Consider the following 17,356-nt stretch of genomic DNA (forward strand, 5'->3'; position numbering starts at 1 on the left):
CTCATCCGCAAGATCAGACCAGGCGTCTACACCGCCGAGCAGATCTCCACAGCGCTCTTGCCACCAGCTCAGAAAGCTTAACTACCTGGCCTTGGACCTTGACCCTAAGCAGTGGACACCCCGAGAGCTACGGCACAGCTTCGTGTCTCTGCTCTCCGATCAGGGCATCCCTCTGGAGGAGATCTCCCGATTGGTCGGCCACAGCAGTACGGCAGTGACAGAGCTGGTCTACCGGAAGCAGATCCGGCCAGTCCTGCAAGAGGGCGCGACGGCCATGGATCGGATTTTCAAGACATGAGTCTGACTCGCCCACTCGATAATGGAGTGTGGCCAAGCTTCCCGAAGAAGTCCGATCCAGCCTGCGCTTTTTCGCCTTCTACCTTGCCAACGGAACCCTAGACATGGAGTTGCTCGACGACGTCGACTACAGGCACGCTTTGGTGGACTTCGGCTCCACACTGGAGATGGTCTTCACCATCTACACCAATGTTCTGGAGATCGATGAAAACGGGCAGGTGGAAGATGGGCACGCCCAGTACAGGGCAGCGCAGTGGATCCGCCGACACTGCGACCCCACCTACGTGGTCGATCCCCCATTCGAAGAATGGGAGACGCGTCTCGCCTAAAGCGGTGCGCCTACATAGGGGCAGGCCGAACACAAACCCTTAGACACCCAGTTAGACACCCAGAAGCCCCCCGTGATCACACGAGGGGCTTCTGACCTGGAGCCGCCTTCGGGATTCGAACCCGAGACCCCTTCATTACGAGTGAAGTGCTCTGGCCGACTGAGCTAAGGCGGCTTGCTGTGCAGCGTGAAAGAGTCTACAGGAGTCCAAGGGTTCTCGCTCCAACCCATCAACCCATCCCCAACCGGAAGACCCGCTCCGCACGCCTGTTCGTCGTCACCTGCGGTGACGGGCGGGCGAACACGCCAGAGCATGGAGCACCCGCCCGCCGACCTGTTCACGCAGCCGGTTGGAGCTAGACCGGGTCACCTCCCGCGTCGCCGTACGTCGAGTCGTAAGCCTTACGTGGTCCGCAGACGCTGGCCTTGGAGCAGGAGCAGCGCCGGCCGCCATCGTTGAGCCGCACCACCAGCGAATCGGACGGCACATTGTGGCCCACCACGGTCCCGGCCCCCTGCGGGGTTTCAACGCTCGCCCCCACTCGCGGCGCGGAGGCGCGGAACTCCTGGTAGAGCGGGTGCTCGTATTTCAGGCAGCACATGAGCCGCCCGCACGCGCCCGCGATCCGCAGCGGGTTGACCGGAAGGTCCTGGTCCTTGGCCATCCTGACGGAGACCGGTTCGAAGTCCTTCAGGAACGTGGCGCAGCACAGGTCGCGACCGCACGGGCCGATGCCGCCCTGGAGGCGGGCCTCGTCCCGTGGGCCGATCTGCCGCAGCTCGACCCTGGCCCGGAGGTTGCGGGCCAGGTCGCGTACGAGAGCACGGAAGTCGACCCGGTGCGGCGCCGAGAAATAGACCGTATAGATGTTGTCCTGATCGAGGTAGTCGATGCCGACCACCTTCATCGGGAGCGTGTGTCGTTTGATCAGGCGTTTGGCGACGCTGCGGGCCTCAGCCCGGCGGCGTTTGTTGGTCTCATCGCGCGAGACGTGCTCTTCGCCCGCCGGCCCCGCGCACACCGGCAGTCCATCGATGTCTTCACTCGTATATTGCGGCGCCCACACGCACTCCGCCACCTCAGGGCCCGAGTCCGTGGGAACGAGCACCTTGTCACCCACTTTGGGGCTGTGCCCACCTGGGTCGAGGTAGTAGAGCCGCCCGTAGCGGGTGAAGCTCACGGCCATGATCATTCCCATGGGCTCGAGCTCGCCTCCTGATGGCCTAGGGGGTAAAACGGCCTTCCGCTGCCACATTACGTTGGTCCGTACGGCGAAAGTCAGGGGTGGCGGCGTGGATGTTGTTTGCCGGATCATCTGGCCGCGGCGCACACCTTGCCCTTGGGCAGGACCATCGCGTAGTCGTCGGCCAGCACGGCCTGGTCGGCGACGCATCCCGCGTAGATCACGGAGGAGACCCCCGGTTGCCGGTTGAGCTTCTTGGCCGCTTGGCTTCCGTCACGTTCCGACCTCAGCGTCAGCCTGAATGATTCGGGCATGTCTTCCACCCTGGTGGCATCGACAAGCGCCTTGTTACTCGCGTACTCGCGCTTGAAGTTCTTGTATGCCTCCGCCTGGCTCTCGAAGAAGGCCGACTCCAGTCCGGGCAGCCCTTCGATCCGTTTCTGGAGGGCGAACTTCTCCGCTTGGGTCACGGCCTTACCCATCTTGGTGAGCTTGAAGCCGCCTTTCCCATCGGGAGTGCGGTGTGCACCGCACGAGACCATGGCTGATCCGCGATTGCAGAGGAAGACACTGACGTTCGCTTCGGGCCTGCTCGACAGGTCAGCGGCGTCAGCCGATGCGTAGGTAACGCTCGACAGTCCGGGCATTCCTCGGAACGCGTCCCGCACCCGATCTCGGTCGGCTCCTTCCTTGAGCTTCAACCGGAACGACTCCGGCATTTCCGTGATCTTGACTTCGTCCAGCAACGACTTGTTATGCGCGAAATCCCGCCGGAAGTTGTTGTAGGCGGTGAACTGATCGACGAAGAACATCTTTTCGACTTCCGGCAACTGCCGCGCCTTGCCCTCGATCTGCCCGATCTCTTCAGCAGTGGCCTTACGCCCGGAGCACGGTGGCTCCGGCATGCTGGAGCAGAGAAAGACGGTCACGTCGGCGTCACCGCTCTGGGCCAACTCGGGGTTGGCCGCCACCACCCGGTCCTCATCACCGGGGCCGCCCAGCCCCACGGCGGTCGCCGCCCCCGCGAGAATCACGACCACCGCTATGGCCACCAGCCGGAGATCCACCCGGAACCTCCGATGCTCCGGCGCCCGCAACGGCCGGAGTGTGCCGGTGTCGATCGTCGCCCCGGCCTCGGCCAGAGCCTCGCGCAGCCTGTCTTCCACCGGGCTGTTCATGACTCCTCCTCAAGTGCTCGGCCGAGAGCGGCGAGCCCCCGCGCGATTGTCGACCTGGCCGTGCCGGCGCTGATCCCCATGGTGTCGGCGATCTCCTGGTCGGCGAGATCGAAGTAGTAGCGCAGGGTCAGCGCCTCCCGCTGCCTGCGCGGCAGTCCGCGAAGAGCGAGCAGCACCTCGCGCCGCTCCTCCCCCATCAGTGCGGCGCTCTCCGCCGACCAGACAGGCGGCTCGTACGGCACCGCCCGCCGGAACACCGTCGCCCGCCTGCGCAGCACCGACCGGCAGCCATTGAGCACCGCCGAACGCACGTAGGCCAGCGCCTTGTCGGCATCCCGCAGCCGGCCTCGGCCGGCATGGGTGCGCGCGAACGCCTCCTGCACGACGTCTTCGGCGGTCGCCTGATCACCGACCATGATCAGGGCCAGGCGAACCAGGCCCATGTGATGCTCGGCGAAGATCGAGGCCACGTCGACCCGCTGCCGCGCCAGGGCCTCTTGCTGGGTGAGTACTTCGACTTCCACGTAACAGAGACGCTTGGCGGCCTCGTCTGCTGCTTGGGCCACTCGGATATCTTGGCGCGCTTCCGCACGAGCTCAGCCCATCTTCGGAAGAGACGGGATGGAAGAGGGCCGCTCATGGCATGTGGCGAACAACAGGCAGCGTGGCTGTGGGCGAGGGTGGCTCGTGGCCCACCACGCCGGTGCCAGGCCGGGTGCGGGGTGGCTCGCGGCCGATGGGCCATGACCCCATCCGGCGGCCGGCGGGCGGCCACTGCCTACCTGCCTAACGCGGGGGGACACCGCAACAGGTTTCGGCACGGCGCTCGCCGAGCAGCCTCAGGGACGCAGCGCCAGCATCATCGCCTCGACGGCCATCTGCGGGTTGACGTTCGCCGCCAGCCGCTCCCGGCACATCATGATCGCATCAATCCGCCGCACCGTCTCCTCGGGCGTGGACGACTTGGCGAGCTGATCGAGATCGAACCGGATGTCGTCGTTGGCCAGCTCCACCGCCGCCCCGAACTGCATGGCCAGCACATCCCGATAGAACGACACCATCTCCAGCAACGCCGAGTCCAGCGAGTCCCGCTTGATCCGCGTGGCCCGCGACTTCTGCCGGTCCTCCAACTCCTTCAGCGCCCCGGCCCCGCCCCGCACCAGCCCCCGGTTGAGCCCCTTACCGGTGGACCCCTCACCGTAGAGCCTGCGCAGATCGGAGGTCTCGCTGTCGTTCAGCGTCACCGTGGCGGCGGCCGCCTCCTCCTCGGCGGTCTTCACCAGGCGCTCGGCGGCCATGACGCACTCCCCGACGCCGGTCAGCGAGCGCGGGATGCTCAGCACCGCCTCCCGGCGCCGCCGTACACCCTCGTCCATGGCCAGCGCCCTGGCTCTGCCGATGTGGCCCTGCGCGGCGCGCGCGGCGAACGTGGCCATGTCCCACGGCACGCTGTCACGGGTGGCCAGCACGTGGGCGACGGCCTCCGTGCCCGGGGTGGCCAGGGTGACCAGCCGGCACCGCGACCTGATGGTGATCATCATGTCGTCGGGCGCGGGCGCGCAGAGCAGCCAGACCGTACGGGGCGGCGGCTCTTCGATGGCCTTCAGCAGCGCGTTGGCGGCGGACTCCGTGGCCCTGTCGGCGTCCTCGAACAGGATGACCCGCCAGCGCCCCTGCGTCGGCGCCCCGGCCGCCCGGAGGATGAGCTCGCGGGTCTGCTTGACGCCGTAGGACAGGCCCTCGGGACGTACGGACTCCAGGTCGGGGTGTGAGCCGATCAGCACCTGATGGCACTGGTCGCAGTGGCCGCAGCCGCGATCGGGGCACATCAGCGCGGCGGCGAAGGCGCGCGCGGCATACTCCCGGCCGGCTCCTGGTGGGCCGGTGAACAGCCAGGCGTGCGTCATGCCCGCCCCGCGCCCGCCGGCGACGACCTCCCCGGCCGCCGCCGCGGCCCGCGACAGCACGGTTGTCGCCTGGTCCTGCCCGACGAGGTCATCGAAAACTGTCACACCCGTAAGGCTAGCCGCGGATCCCCACCACCAGCCACGGATCGCGCCCAGCCCCCGAAACGGGTCAGTCCCGGATGGCGGGCATCGTGCCCGTGACGTCCTCGGTCTCCTGGGGCACCGGGTCGGGCAGCAGCTCGCGGATCCGGTCCTGGATCTGGCGGGTGATCACACCGGGCTCCAGCGTACCGTCGACCACGAGGTAGCGCTCCGGCGCGGCGGCCGCCAGCGCGCGGAACTCCTTGCGCACCCGCTCGTGGAACTCCAGCGGCTCCGCCTCGATCCGGTCGGCCGCGCCGCCCAGCCGGGTCAGCCCCACCTCGGGCGGCGTGTCGATGAGCACGGTCAGGTGCGGCACCAGCCCGCCCGTCGCCCACGCGTTGACCTTGGACACGTCCTCGGGGTCCAGCGAGCGCCCCGCGCCCTGGTAGGCCAGGGAGGAGTCGACATAGCGGTCGGTGACCACGAGGGAGCCCCGGTGGAGCGCCGGCCGGATCACCTTCTCGACGTGCTCGGCCCGGTCGGCGGCGTAGAGCAGCGCCTCGGCCCGCGACGACAACCCTCGCTCGGCGGCGTCGAGGAGGATGGCGCGCAACCGCATGCCGACCTTGGTGGAGCCCGGCTCCCGCGTCTGCACGACGTCGTATCCCTGGTCGCGCAGCCAGATCGCGGCCAGCCGCGACTGGGTGGTCTTGCCCGACCCCTCACCGCCCTCGAACGCCACGAACAGCCCAGGAAGGTGCTCGGGCGACTCGGCGGGGAAGTGCTCGCCGCGCACCGCGGCGAGCAGGTCGGCGGAGAGCGGGACGCCCTTGCGGTCGTCCATGTGCCGCAGCGCCAGGATGCCGACGGTGGTCGCGAGCGCGCCGCCGATCACCAGGACCAGGTTGGTGCCGTCGAAGCGGTAGGCGAACTCGCCCAGCGCCAGCGCGTGCTCGCCGAAGAGCGCGGCCAGCGGGTTGGCCAGGGCGACCACGAGCAACAGCGTCACCCGCGCGGTGGACTGCAGGAACGCGAACGTCCTGCCCCGCAGGGCGTCCTCGACCTCGAGCCCGATCAGCGTGTAGCCGATGATCCAGGCGATGCCGGCGCACGCCCCCAGCACCACGGTCAGCATGACCACGATCACCAGGTTGTGCACCAGCGCGATCGCGACGAGCACCAGCCCCGCGACCGTGATGGCCAGGCCGAACAGCCGCCGCCGCGACAACTCGCGCAACAGCCTGAGCCCGAAGAACATGCCCAGCGCCATGCCCACGAAGACCGCGCCGAACACGACGCCGTAGGCCGCGTCGCCGCCGCCGAGAGCCGCCACGTAGATCTTGGCCACGCCGACCACGGCGCCGCCCGCGGCGAACGCCCCCAGCATGCCGATGATCAGGCCGCGCACCAGCCGGTTGCCGCCCACGAACCGCCAGCCCTCGACGACCTGCTTGAGCACCGAAGGCGTGGAGATGGCGCCGTTGCGCCGGGGGATGTCGCGCAGCGTGAAGATGAGGAAGGCCGACACCAGATAGGCGCAGGCGTTGACGATGAGCGCCAGGCCCGTGGGGTCCTTGTCGGCGAGGAAGGGCACCACGCTCCTGCCCACGTCGGCCACCACGGACAGTGCCGCGAACAACATCGCCGCGATCGGCGCGGTGCCGTAGGTGACCAGCAGGTTGAGCTGGTTGGCCGATTCGAGCTGCTCCTTGGGCACCAGGTTGGGCACCGTGGCGTCCTTGGCCGGAACCCAGAACAGGTTGACGCACTCGACCAGGACGGTCGCGACGATGACCCACTGGTAGCTGCCGACCAGCGGGATCGACAACACCACGGCGAACCTGGCCAGGTCGGCCGAGAACATCGTCAGCCGCCGGTCGAACCGGTCGGCGAAGACGCCCGCGAGCGGCCCGAGCAGCACGGCCGGCAACATCTTGGCGATGAACACACCGCCGACGGCCAGCGACTGCACCCGGTAGTCGCCCTGGGTGAGGTTTGCCGCGAGAGCGGTCAGTGCCAGGATGTTGAGCCAGTCACCCAGGCTGCACACCGACATGGCCATCCAGAGCCGTCGGAACGGCGCATTGGCCAGCACATGAGTCGGGCGGCGTCCGCCAGGGGCAGTCATGATTTCAGCGTATCCAGGTGTTGACCGGGGCGGGCAGACACGAGATCAGCCGGATATGCCCGGCTGCTCGTGGGCTGAGGGTATTACGTTCGCGGGGCAGCGCGCAGGATACACACCTCGAATAGCGCCCCGAAAACTCCATCAATGGCTGACTCCGGCCTCATGCCGGGCTTCTTCTACCAATGGTCCCCACTCGGCACGGATGTCCGGCGGCAGGGTCAGCTCGGTCCAGAGCTCGACGAGCAGCACGCCGTCGATGTGGTCGCGCAACTCGTCCGGGCCGCCCTCGCACAGCAGCGAGGTGTAGGCGGCCCGCCGCGACTCGCGGTCGGCCAGGTCGTAAACCTGATCGCCGCGCCGCACGACGCCCAGCGCCGCGCCGACGGGAAGCCGGGACAGGTGGCTGGGCACGTGGAACGTCCGGCCGCCGCGCTCGCGGGCGGTGAACTCCACCTTCGCCTCCAGCACCAGCCGGAACCCGGCCGCGTCCAGAATGCGCCCCGCGGTCTCCAGCGTCGGCGACTTCCGGCCGTGCTCATAGGCCGACAGCGTGGTGCGCGAGGTGCCGCTCACGCTGGCCAGCACCTTCTGATTCATGCTCGCGGCGTGCCTGGCCTGCTTGAACAGCAGCCCGCCGCGCTTGGCCCAGAGCGCGACGCCGGACGCCAGCGCCGCCTCCATCGGCGAAGACTCCATGCCCCACCTCCTCAAGTATCCGATCGAATACTACGCCATCATGGCAGGGCGTGACTAGAGCATCGCGTAAAGTCAGGGACGCAACTCCAGCATCGTGATCTCGGGCGGAGCCCCCACGCGTACGGGCGGCCCCCAGAACCCGGCGCCCCTGGTGACGTAGACCTGCGTCCCGTCCACCGTGGCCAGGCCCGACACCACCGGCTGCTGCAACCCCACCACCAGGTTGAACGGCGCGATCTGCCCGCCGTGCGTGTGCCCGGAGAGCTGCAGGTCGACCCCGTGGCGGGCGGCGTCGCGGGCCTGGATCGGCTGGTGCGCGAGCAGCACCGCGGAGCGGCCTGTGTCGCGCCCGCCGAGCGCCTTGGCGAAGTCGGGGCCGTCACCCGCCGCGGCGCCGCCCACGTCGTTGACCCCCGCCAGATCGAGCACGGCGCCCTGGTGCCGGATCTCCACGCGCTCGTTACGCAGTGAGCGTACGCCGAGCTCTCCCAGCTCCTCGACCCACTCGTCCGGCCCTTCGGCCGTGAAGTATTCGTGATTACCGGTCACGAAATATGCCCCATAGCGGGACTCAAGATTCTTGAGCGGCTGCGCCAGCGCGCCCAGCTGGGCGACCGTCCCGTCCACCAGGTCGCCCACGATCGCCACCACGTCGGCTTCGAGAGCGTTGATCATCCTGACGATCCGCTCGGTGTGCCCGATCCCGGTCAGCGGCCCCAGATGGATGTCGCTCACCACCGCGAACCGCAGGCCGCCGAGCCGCGGATCCAGCTTCGGCAGCGAGACCCCGACCCGCTCGATCACGGGATCGCCCAGGGCGCTCGTCATGCCGTACCCGACCGTGCCCAGCGCGGCCACGCCGGCGACCGCCGCGGTGGTGCGCCCGAGAAACAACCGCCTGCTCACCGAGACGGGCGCCACCACGGGCGCCGGCCGCTCCTCGGCGAGCGCGGGCCGCTCCTCAGCGGACGCGCCCGTCAGCACCGCGACCTGCGGCTCCGGCACGGGCACCCGCTCGCGACGCTCCGCCCGGCGCAGGACGACCGCGGCCACCGCCCGCGGGATCTCCAGCAGGACGAGCAGCACGACCAGGTAGAACATCACCGCCAGCCAGATGAAGCCCGGCCAGGCCAGCCAGCTCTCCAGCCCCATCCTCGTGCCGACGAACGTCACCACGAGGATGGCGAGCAGCCCTGCCAACCCCCAGGTCAGCCCCTTACGCAGGCCCCCAGGGCGGGTGGTCTGGCGAACCAGCCGGTGCCACAGGTAAAAGTGCACCAGCAGGACCAGAACCACGAACATCACAACGAACACATGAACGATGCTACTTAGGATTTGGCCGCCGGCTTCTTCGCGGGAGCCTTTTTCGCCGGCGCCTTCCTGGTGGTCGTCTTCTTCGGCGCGGGCGCCCGTTCACGACGCTCGGCCAGCAGCTCGGCCGCCCGCTCGATCGTGATGTCCTCGACCGTGTCGCCCTTGCGCAACGAGGCGTTCGTCTCGCCGTCGGTCACGTACGGGCCGAAGCGCCCCTCCTTCACCACGACGGGCTTCTTGGAGGCGGGGTCGTCGCCCAGCTCCCGCAGCGGCGCCGCCGCGGCGGCCCGCCGGCCACGCTGCTTGGGCTGCGCGAACAGCTCCTTGGCCTTCTCGATCGTGACCGTCAGCAGCTCGTCCTCAGACCCCAGCGACCGCGAGTCCGTGCCCTTCTTGATGTACGGGCCGAACTTCCCGTTGTGCGCCACGACCTCCTCGCCGTCCAGCTCGCCCACGGCCCTGGGGATCGTCAGCAGCTTGAGCGCGTCGTCGAGCGTGATGGTGTCCAGCGCCATCGTCTTGAACAGCGAGCTCGTGCGAGGCTTGGCCGCTTCGGCCTTCTTCGTCCGCTTCTTCGGCGCCTCGTCCTCCGCCGGCTCGGGCAGGATCTCCGTGACGTACGGGCCATAACGGCCGTCCTTGGCCACGATCGTGTGCCCGGTCACCGGGTCGCGCCCCAGCTCCCGGTCGCCGGTCGGCCGCGAGAACAGCTCCTCGGCCTTCTCCGCCGTCAGCTCGTCGGGCGTCATGTCCTCGGGCACGTTCACCCGGATGCCGTCGCGGTCGAGGTAGGGGCCGTAGCGACCGACCCTGATGACGATGTCCGTCCCCCTGATCGGGAACGAGCTGATCTCCTTGGCGTCGATGTCACCGAGATCGGTGACCATCTCCTTCAGGCCCTCGTCGCCCTCGCCCGCCCCGTAGTAGAAGCGCTGCAGCTCCGGCAGCCGCTCGGCCCGGTCGTTGGCGATGTCGTCGAGCACCTTCTCCATGTCGGCCGTGAAGTCGTAGTCGACCAGGTTGCCGAAATGTTGCTCCAGAAGGTTGACCACGGCGAACGCCAGGAACGACGGCACCAGCGCCGTGCCCTTCTTGAACACGTAGCCCCGGTCGAGGATCGTCCCGATGATCGAGGCGTACGTCGAAGGACGCCCGATCTCGCGATCCTCCAGCTCCTTGACCAGCGACGCCTCGGTGTATCGCGCGGGCGGCTTGGTCGAGTGGGCGGCCACATCGAGCCGCGAGACGGTCAGCGCGTCGCCCTCTGCCAGGTTCGGCAGCCGCTTCTCGGAGTCGTCGCGGTCGGTCGAGGGATCGTCGGCCCCCTCCACGTACGCCTTGAGGAACCCGTAGAACGTGATCGTCCGGCCGGAGGCGTTGAACTCGACGTTCTCGCCCGTGGCCGAGCGGCCCGCGACCTTGACGCTGATCGACTCGCCGACGGCGTCCTTCATCTGCGAGGAGACGGTCCGCTGCCAGATCAGCTCGTACATCCGGAACATGTCACCGTTGAGCCGGGTCTCGCCCGGCGTGCGGAACTCCTCGCCAGACGGCCGGATCGCCTCGTGGGCCTCCTGCGCGCTCTTGACCTTGCTGGTGTAGACGCGCGGCTTGTCCGGGACGTACGCGGCGCCGTACAGCTTGATCGCCTGCGAGCGCGCGGCCGCGATCGCGGTCTCCGACAGCGTGATGCTGTCGGTACGCATGTAGGTGATGAAGCCGCCCTCGTAGAGCCGCTGCGCCACCTGCATCGTGTACTTCGCGGAGAAGCCGAGCTTCCGGCTGGCCTCCTGCTGCAGCGTGGTCGTCCGGAACGGCGCGTACGGCTTACGCGTGTACGGCTTGCGCTCGACGGACCTGACCGCGAACGACGTCTCCCGCAGCCGGCCCGCCAGCTCGCCGGCGGCGGCCTCGGACAGGTGGAGCACGTCGGCCGTCTTGAGCTGCCCGGTGCTGGCGAAGTCGCGGCCCTGGGCCACCCGCTTGCCGTCGACCGAGCTCAGCGTCGCGGTGAAGTCACGCGGACGCTCCTCGGGCTTGTTCGAGTCGAACAGGGCCTGCAGATCCCAGTAATGGGCGGAGGTGAACGCCATGCGCTCCCGCTCGCGCTCCACCACCAGCCGCGTCGCCACCGACTGCACCCGGCCCGCCGACAGCCTCGGCTTGACCTTCTTCCACAACACGGGGCTGACCTCGTAGCCGTAGAGCCGGTCGAGGATGCGCCGGGTCTCCTGGGCGTCCACCAGGCGGAGGTTGAGATCGCGCGGGTTCGCGACGGCGTCGCGGATGGCCTGCGGCGTGATCTCGTGGAACACCATGCGGTGGACGGGCACCCTGGGCTTGAGCACCTCGCGCAGGTGCCAGGCGATGGCCTCGCCCTCGCGGTCCTCGTCAGTGGCCAGGTAGAGCTCGTCGGCGTCCTTCAGCAACTGCCTCAGCTTGCTGACCTGTGCCTTCTTGTCAGGGTTGACCACGTACAGCGGCTCGAACTCATGCTCGACGTTCACGCCCAGGCGCGCCCAAGGCTCCTTCTTGTAGGCCTCGGGGATATCGTCGGCCCGCTCCGGCAGGTCACGGATGTGACCAATGCTGGACTCGACCATGTAGCCGGCACCGAGGTATTCCCTGATCGTCTTCGCCTTGGCGGGCGACTCGACGATCACCAGGCGTGTTCCGCCGGTGCTGCCGTTGTTGGCTGGCACGCTGCTTCCTACCTCACTGTTCGCTTGCAATCCCCCAACCGGGAGTCGGCATAGATCTGAAAGGTAACCCGACTCGCGGAAATTTCCTTCCCCCGGGCTACCCACTCGCTTCCGGGTCCACCCGCAAGCACGCAGAATAAGGCCCACCGAGCGGCATGGCGCCCTGACTCACCCTGGAGACTAATCGTTGTGCTCGACTACTCCTACATGGATATCTTCATTCCGCGCGACCTCACTCGCGAAGCAGCACGTCAACTGCTGACCGAACACGCAGAGTACGGCCAGTGGGAGCTCGCGCGCGTCCGTCTGCACCCCGACGGAAGCCGACATGTGCGACTACGCCGCAAGATCCTGCGCGTCCGCCGAACGCTCTGAACATGGACATGGCTTTGCCCGCCCCGGGCCGCGCCCCCGGAACGGGCAAAGCGTCTATCGCCGCCTACTCACTGCGGTGAGCAGGAGCATGCCTAGTTGTTTACGTACTTCCTGTTTTCCTTACTTACGGCCGAACCGGAACCGGCGGGCAGCGCCGAACATCGTCGCCGAGGCCGCGAGCGCCGAGCCGAGCAGGAGGGCGAGCAGCGAGCCGGCGTTCATGCCGGTGACGCCCGCGGGCTGCTCGGCGCTCATCAGGCCGATGTTGCCGATCGGCAGGCCCTGCGTGGCCGAGGTCACCGCGCCGCCGACCGGGGTGGAGCCGACCAGCGAGGTGGCCGAGTCGAGCGGGGAGACCGAGGTCGAGGGACGGCCGCGGCCGTTGCCGGGGACCGGGGCGGCGGCGTGGGCCTTCGCCGGAGCCGGAGCCTGCGCCTGGGCGGGGATGCCGGGCAGCTCGGGCAGGGTCGGCAGGCCGAAGGTCTGGGAGGCGTCCTGGACGGCGGGCACCGAGGCCAGGTCGCCCGTGCCCTGCACCTGCCGGGTGACGCCACCCGCGACCTCCTGCAGGCCCGCGGTCTCCTGGAGACCGGCGACATCCTGCAGACCCGCGACGTTCTGGAGACCGGCGACCTCCTGCGGACCCGCGACGCCCTGGGAACCGCCCTGTGAACCACCCTGTGAACCGCCCTGGGGCCCGCTCTGGGGACCGCTCTGGGGACCCGCGATGCTCTGGAGACCCGCGACATCCGGCAGGCTGCTCAGCGCCGGGACGGCGGGCAGCGTGGGCAGCAGCCCGCTCTTGGAGGCGGCCGAGACCTTGTCGGTGGCACGGGCGAACCGGTCGAACCCGTCGGGGCCGGCCTGCCACGGCGTGCCGACGTGCGACCCGCCGAGGCATCCGGCGGCGGCGTCACCCAGGACGGCCACCGCGTTGCCGCAGACGTTGACCGGTGCCGTGATCGGCGCGATGACCTGGTTGCCCGCCAGGACCCCGGCCTTGCCGGAGGTCAAGTTGCCGCCACCGCCCACGCCGTTGTGCGGCGAGACGGAGGCGCCACCCTTGCACTGGGCCCGGGACGCCCCGAGCACGGCGGCCGCGTTGCCGCAGATGTTGATCGGAGCCGTGATGGGGGCGACCGCCTGGTTGCCGCTCAGCACGCCCGCGGCGCCCGAGGTGTGGTTGCCGCCCGCGCCCCGGCCGCCGTTCTTCGCGTACGCGCCGCCCTTGCAGCCGGCGAACGCGTGACCCAGCAGTGCCACGGCGTTGCCGCAGACGTTGACGGGAGCGGTGACGGGGGCGACGGCCTGGTTGCCGCTCAGCACGCCCGCCTGCCCGGAGGTCGTGTTGCCGCCCGCGCCGGAGCCGCCGCCGGAGTTCTCGGCCGTCGCGCCGCCCGTGCAGCCCGCGGTCGCGTTGCCCACGGCGTTGCCGCAGACGTCGACGGGCAGGGTGACCGGGGCGACGACCTGGTTGCCGCTGCCCACGCCGAAGCGCCCGTCGGTGTCGTTGCCCGTCGAGCCGGCCGCCATGTGCCGGCTCTGGTAACTGGGCCTGGGACCGTTGTTGGTGACGGACGAGCCGCCCTTGCAGCCCGAGAACGCCCGCCCGATCACGGCGACGGAGTTGCCGCAGATGTTGATCGGCGCCGCGATCGGTGCGATGACCTGGTTGGCGCCGAGCACGCTCGCGTCGCCGGAGGTACGGTTGCCGCCGGCGCCCACGCCGGTGTTGTAGACGCTGGAGCCGCCCTTGCAGCCCGCCGTGGCGTCGCCGAAGATCGCGACCGCGTTGCCGCAGACGTTCAGCGGGGCCGAGATCGGCGCGGTGATCTGGTTGCCGCCGAGCACGCTCGCGTTCCCGGAGGTACGGTTGCCGCCCGCGCCGCCCTTGCCCTGGTTGCGCACGACGGCGCCGCCCTTGCAGCCCGCGTCGGACCTGCCGATCAGGGACACGGCGTTGCCGCAGGCGTTGATCGGCGCGCTGATCGGCGCGGTGATCTGGTTGCCGCCGAGCACGCTCGCGTCGCCCGAGGTGCGGTTGGTGCTGTTGCCGCTCCTGCCGTGGTTCACGACGGAGGCGCCGCCCTGCGAGGTCGCCGAGGAGGAGCCGATACCGGCGACGGAGTTGCCGCTGATGTCGATGGGCAGCGAGATCGGCAGGTCAACCTGGTTGCCGCCGCCGACTGACGCGTTGCCCGAGGTGTCGGCCAGCGCGGTGCCGCTGCCGCCGAACGACATGACGGCCACGGCCAGCAGAGCAGCAGGGGTCGATGCCTTCGCCCACGTACGCATGATGAATGCTCCTAGTGGTTCTTGGGGGGATTACCTGAACGGTTCGCGGGCAGCCCGAGGCCGTGCGAGGCTTCGCGCACAGCGGAGACCTCGGAATCGCGAACCAGCTTGAACTGACGTGTTTCACCCGCGGGCGGAGGGGATCAGGCCGCGCTCCGCCGCTGTGTTCTGCAGGGACCCGGTGGTCGTAGCGGACCTACCGGTCGCCTGAGCGGGAATCAGTCAGGTGAGAAAGAAGGGTCGTCCGCCGCTGTGCGGACGACAGGGGGCAGCACGAGCGCCAGCGGGGCGCGCCATGCCCGCAGCCGCGGGTCGTATCCAGACCTCGCGACATCCCCCGAAGCGGGCCCGAAGGGACCGCTGCCACCACCGTTGGGCACCAGACCATTGGTGTCCAGGATCTTTCCGGCGGAGGATGGTGGTGGCAGGCCAGGATCCTGCTGGCTGTTGAGGCCGTCGACCGTGCGCCCGGCCATCGCCTCGGCGTTGTCCGACGCCGAGCCCGGCCCTTGGACGACGAGAGCATGGGGTGCCCCCGTCGCCACCGTGCCGGTGAGGGTCTGGGACGCGCTCGACGTGTCGGTGACGTCCGCGGCCGCCGGAGCGGCGGTGAGCATGCCGAACAGAACGGCGAGCAGCCACCCGGCCGCCACCAGGGCGCCGATCGAGACTGCCCGCACAACGACCTGACGGGCGCCGGCCGCGAACCGCGCCATCCGGTCGACCCGATCGGTGGTCGTGTCCTGCACGGAGACGGACACACGCGAACGACGCGCAGCGAGGGCCATCGCCCTCGACCGCCACATCGTCGTGCGTGTCACTTACCCTCCCGAACTCCAGAACCGGCCTCACATCGTGAGGCCGGTCCGTGGACTCACCCCTCAACGTTGAGTAACCGTAGCAGTACTCAAGGTTGCCGCAAGAGCCTTTCAACGGAGACTCGGAAATTCGCCAAGACCGCCCTCGCAAACCATCCCAACTGGCGCATCACCCTCTGCCGCACGCCATACGGAGGTCATCTGGAGCCCTGGGGAGGCTCTCTGGAGGGGGTGCGAGTACTTGGTATGTAGCACCCCTCAGAGTTTGCTAACCTTACTGAGCCGACGCGGGATGACGGTCTCACGTGCAGGCACCAAGTCCGGGTGGCGGAATAGGCAGACGCGCTAGCTTGAGGTGCTAGTGCCCAGTGATGGGCATGGGGGTTCAAGTCCCCCCTCGGACACGTACCTTTTCACTATGTGAGGGCTGAGATGGATCTCGGCCCTCACTTTTGTTTGATCAGGATGATAGGTCAGCCGTAGACCCATACGCCGGTAGGTCTCGTTCTTGAGCTCCGCTGGCGCCTCGGTGACAGCTCGGGCCAGGTCACCGATCTCGGTCACCAGGGCGGTGATCTCACTTCTGGACATTCGTACGCTCCTCTTGCTTGTGCGTAGCTCAGCCTCGGCCTTGAGGCGTTCGGCCTTGGCTTCGTTGATCCACTGGCCGATCTCGGCCGGGTCGCCGCCGGCTTCGATGGTGGCGCGGTAACGCGCGAGCTTGGTCTCCATGTCTGCGATCTTCTGCCGGGCGACCTCTGACTTCGCGTCGTGACTGCGATCCGGCTGGTCGGCGTACATGTCGTCGATCGTCTGGGCGACGCGGTGCGGGGCGAACGCCTTGCACAGCCAGCGGTCGACGCGCGGGAGAACGGCGTCCTCGCGGAGATACACGTTGCGCGGATGATCGATCTTGTTGCCCAGCGCGTACTCACGAGGGAACGCGCACCGGTAGTAGGGCGCGTTGTTGACCCACTGGCTCTGCATCTTGCGTTCGCACACTCCGCAGTGGATCGCCCCCTTGAAGGCATACGGGTGGCGGCCGCGATGCGGCGCGTGCTCACAGGGACCCCGGCCGCGACCGGCGAGCAGGTCCTGAACGTTCTGGAAGGTCGCGTCGTCCACAAGCTGGGGATGGACGACCTTCTCGGAGAAGATCCACTTACCGGACTCGTTCCAGCGCTGCTTGGTGATGTGCCCCAGGGTCACGTCCTCAACGTCCAGCAGCACTTCGTCCTTGCGCTGACGGTTCCACACCTGACGGCCGGTGTAGCGCGGGTTGGTGACGATGGCCCGGACGGCGCTCTTGGACCACGCGATTCCTGACCGATGCCGGTTCCGCTTCGGGTCGTGCGCGGATGGGCTCGGAATCCCGTCGCGCGTCAGGCCCTCGGCGATCGCGAACAGTCCCTTGCCTTCAAGGAACTCCCTGAAGATCCGCTGCACCACAGGAGCAGCGAAGGGATCGAGATCCAGACCACGCAGCCGCTTGCCGTCCGCCGCCTTGGCCGGGTTCGGATGTGGCCCGAGATCGATCAGGACATAGCCGTAGGGCGGTCGTCCGCCGAGGTAGCGTCCCTCGATCTCCGCCAGCGCGCTCATGGCAGTCCGGACTCTGACTTTGATGCGGTTGCGCTCGCCCTTACTGACGCCGCCGAACATCATCATGATGAGGTCGTGGGCTTCGTTGGTCGGGTCGATGGGACCGCCGACCTCAGGTACCCACAGGGGCACGCCGTAGTGGTTGAAGACGTCGAAGGTGTTGCCGAACTGGTTGCCGTAGAAGGCTCGTTGCGGCTCGCCGACGACGACGGCTTCGAAGACCCGTCGAGGACTCCTCAACTCGGCCAGCAAGGCACTGGCCTCTGGGCGGCGCTGGGGCGGGATGGAGCGGGATTTGTCGATGTCGAAGTACTGTTCGACGATCTCTCCCCCACGCGGCTCAATGAGCATCTGAGCGCGCCGTAGCTGCCATGCTCGCGATGACTCGGGGTCTTGCCTGTCCTCTGTCGAGACACGGCCCCCTTTCTAAATGCTGGGTAGTCGGCAC

13 protein-coding genes, 2 tRNA genes and 1 pseudogene are annotated in these 17,356 nt (G+C 68.4%); 4 read left to right on the forward strand and 12 right to left on the reverse strand.

Annotated features, from left to right (window positions below; all coding sequences use genetic code 11):
- Both ACWD0F_RS23575 and ACWD0F_RS23580 read left to right on the forward strand, forming a co-directional pair.
- Window positions 1-298: tyrosine-type recombinase/integrase (locus ACWD0F_RS23575; protein WP_449878768.1), on the forward strand; the 298-nt coding region annotated here is incomplete at its 5' end.
- Window positions 299-326: 28 nt separating this feature from the next.
- Window positions 327-626, forward strand: coding sequence for a DUF7677 family protein (locus ACWD0F_RS23580; RefSeq protein ID WP_449878770.1), 300 nt, complete (start codon window positions 327-329; stop codon window positions 624-626).
- Between the two features lie 97 nt (window positions 627-723).
- Here the strand turns inward: ACWD0F_RS23580 and ACWD0F_RS23585 are convergent.
- The 9 genes from ACWD0F_RS23585 to topA form a co-directional block, all read right to left on the reverse strand.
- A tRNA-Thr gene (locus ACWD0F_RS23585) sits at window positions 724-800 on the reverse strand.
- A 181-nt stretch (window positions 801-981) separates the two neighbouring features.
- Window positions 982-1,818 carry a PSP1 domain-containing protein gene (locus ACWD0F_RS23590; protein WP_449879179.1) on the reverse strand — a complete coding sequence of 279 codons (837 nt, stop codon included), beginning with the start codon at window positions 1,816-1,818 and terminating at the stop codon, window positions 982-984.
- A 119-nt stretch (window positions 1,819-1,937) separates the two neighbouring features.
- A complete protein-coding gene (locus ACWD0F_RS23595) occupies window positions 1,938-2,987 on the reverse strand; it encodes a permease-like cell division protein FtsX (RefSeq protein WP_449878772.1) in 1,050 nt (349 codons plus the stop codon).
- Window positions 2,984-3,553: a SigE family RNA polymerase sigma factor gene (locus ACWD0F_RS23600; protein WP_449878774.1), complete on the reverse strand. Its 570-nt coding sequence runs from the start codon at window positions 3,551-3,553 to the stop codon at window positions 2,984-2,986. The genes ACWD0F_RS23595 and ACWD0F_RS23600 overlap by 4 nt, the downstream gene beginning before the upstream one ends.
- A gap of 273 nt (window positions 3,554-3,826) precedes the next feature.
- A complete protein-coding gene (locus ACWD0F_RS23605) occupies window positions 3,827-4,999 on the reverse strand; it encodes a DNA polymerase III subunit delta' (RefSeq protein ID WP_449878776.1) in 1,173 nt (390 codons plus the stop codon).
- A gap of 64 nt (window positions 5,000-5,063) precedes the next feature.
- Window positions 5,064-7,106 carry a dTMP kinase gene (tmk, locus tag ACWD0F_RS23610; RefSeq protein WP_449878777.1) on the reverse strand — a complete coding sequence of 681 codons (2,043 nt, stop codon included), beginning with the start codon at window positions 7,104-7,106 and terminating at the stop codon, window positions 5,064-5,066.
- Between the two features lie 141 nt (window positions 7,107-7,247).
- Complete coding sequence (locus ACWD0F_RS23615) at window positions 7,248-7,802, reverse strand: helix-turn-helix transcriptional regulator (RefSeq protein ID WP_449878779.1); 555 nt, start codon at window positions 7,800-7,802, stop codon at window positions 7,248-7,250.
- 72 nt (window positions 7,803-7,874) lie between these two features.
- The gene (locus tag ACWD0F_RS23620) at window positions 7,875-9,116 is read right to left on the reverse strand and encodes a metallophosphoesterase (protein WP_449878781.1); all 1,242 of its coding nucleotides are present in this window, start codon (window positions 9,114-9,116) and stop codon (window positions 7,875-7,877) included.
- Between the two features lie 14 nt (window positions 9,117-9,130).
- A complete protein-coding gene (gene topA / locus ACWD0F_RS23625) occupies window positions 9,131-11,818 on the reverse strand; it encodes a type I DNA topoisomerase (RefSeq protein WP_449878783.1) in 2,688 nt (895 codons plus the stop codon).
- A gap of 189 nt (window positions 11,819-12,007) precedes the next feature.
- Between topA and ACWD0F_RS23630 the strand changes: the two genes are divergently transcribed.
- Entirely contained in the window at window positions 12,008-12,193 is a 186-nt protein-coding gene (locus ACWD0F_RS23630) for a DUF5703 family protein (RefSeq protein ID WP_449878784.1), read from the forward strand.
- Between the two features lie 120 nt (window positions 12,194-12,313).
- Here ACWD0F_RS23630 and ACWD0F_RS23635 read toward each other — a convergent pair whose 3' ends face one another.
- On the reverse strand, window positions 12,314-14,488 hold the full coding sequence (locus tag ACWD0F_RS23635; protein ID WP_449878786.1) for a chaplin family protein: 2,175 nt from the start codon (window positions 14,486-14,488) through the stop codon (window positions 12,314-12,316).
- 218 nt (window positions 14,489-14,706) lie between these two features.
- Entirely contained in the window at window positions 14,707-15,249 is a 543-nt protein-coding gene (locus ACWD0F_RS23640) for a hypothetical protein (RefSeq protein WP_449878788.1), read from the reverse strand.
- A 375-nt stretch (window positions 15,250-15,624) separates the two neighbouring features.
- On the opposite strand from ACWD0F_RS23640, the gene ACWD0F_RS23645 reads away from it, so the two are divergent.
- A tRNA-Leu gene (locus tag ACWD0F_RS23645) sits at window positions 15,625-15,710 on the forward strand.
- A 733-nt stretch (window positions 15,711-16,443) separates the two neighbouring features.
- On the opposite strand, the pseudogene ACWD0F_RS23650 reads toward ACWD0F_RS23645, so the two are convergent.
- Window positions 16,444-17,265, reverse strand: a pseudogene (locus tag ACWD0F_RS23650) (recombinase family protein); the annotation flags it as partial.
- Between the last annotated feature and the right edge of the window lie 91 nt (window positions 17,266-17,356).

Source organism: Nonomuraea sp. NPDC002799, from assembly GCF_053592075.1.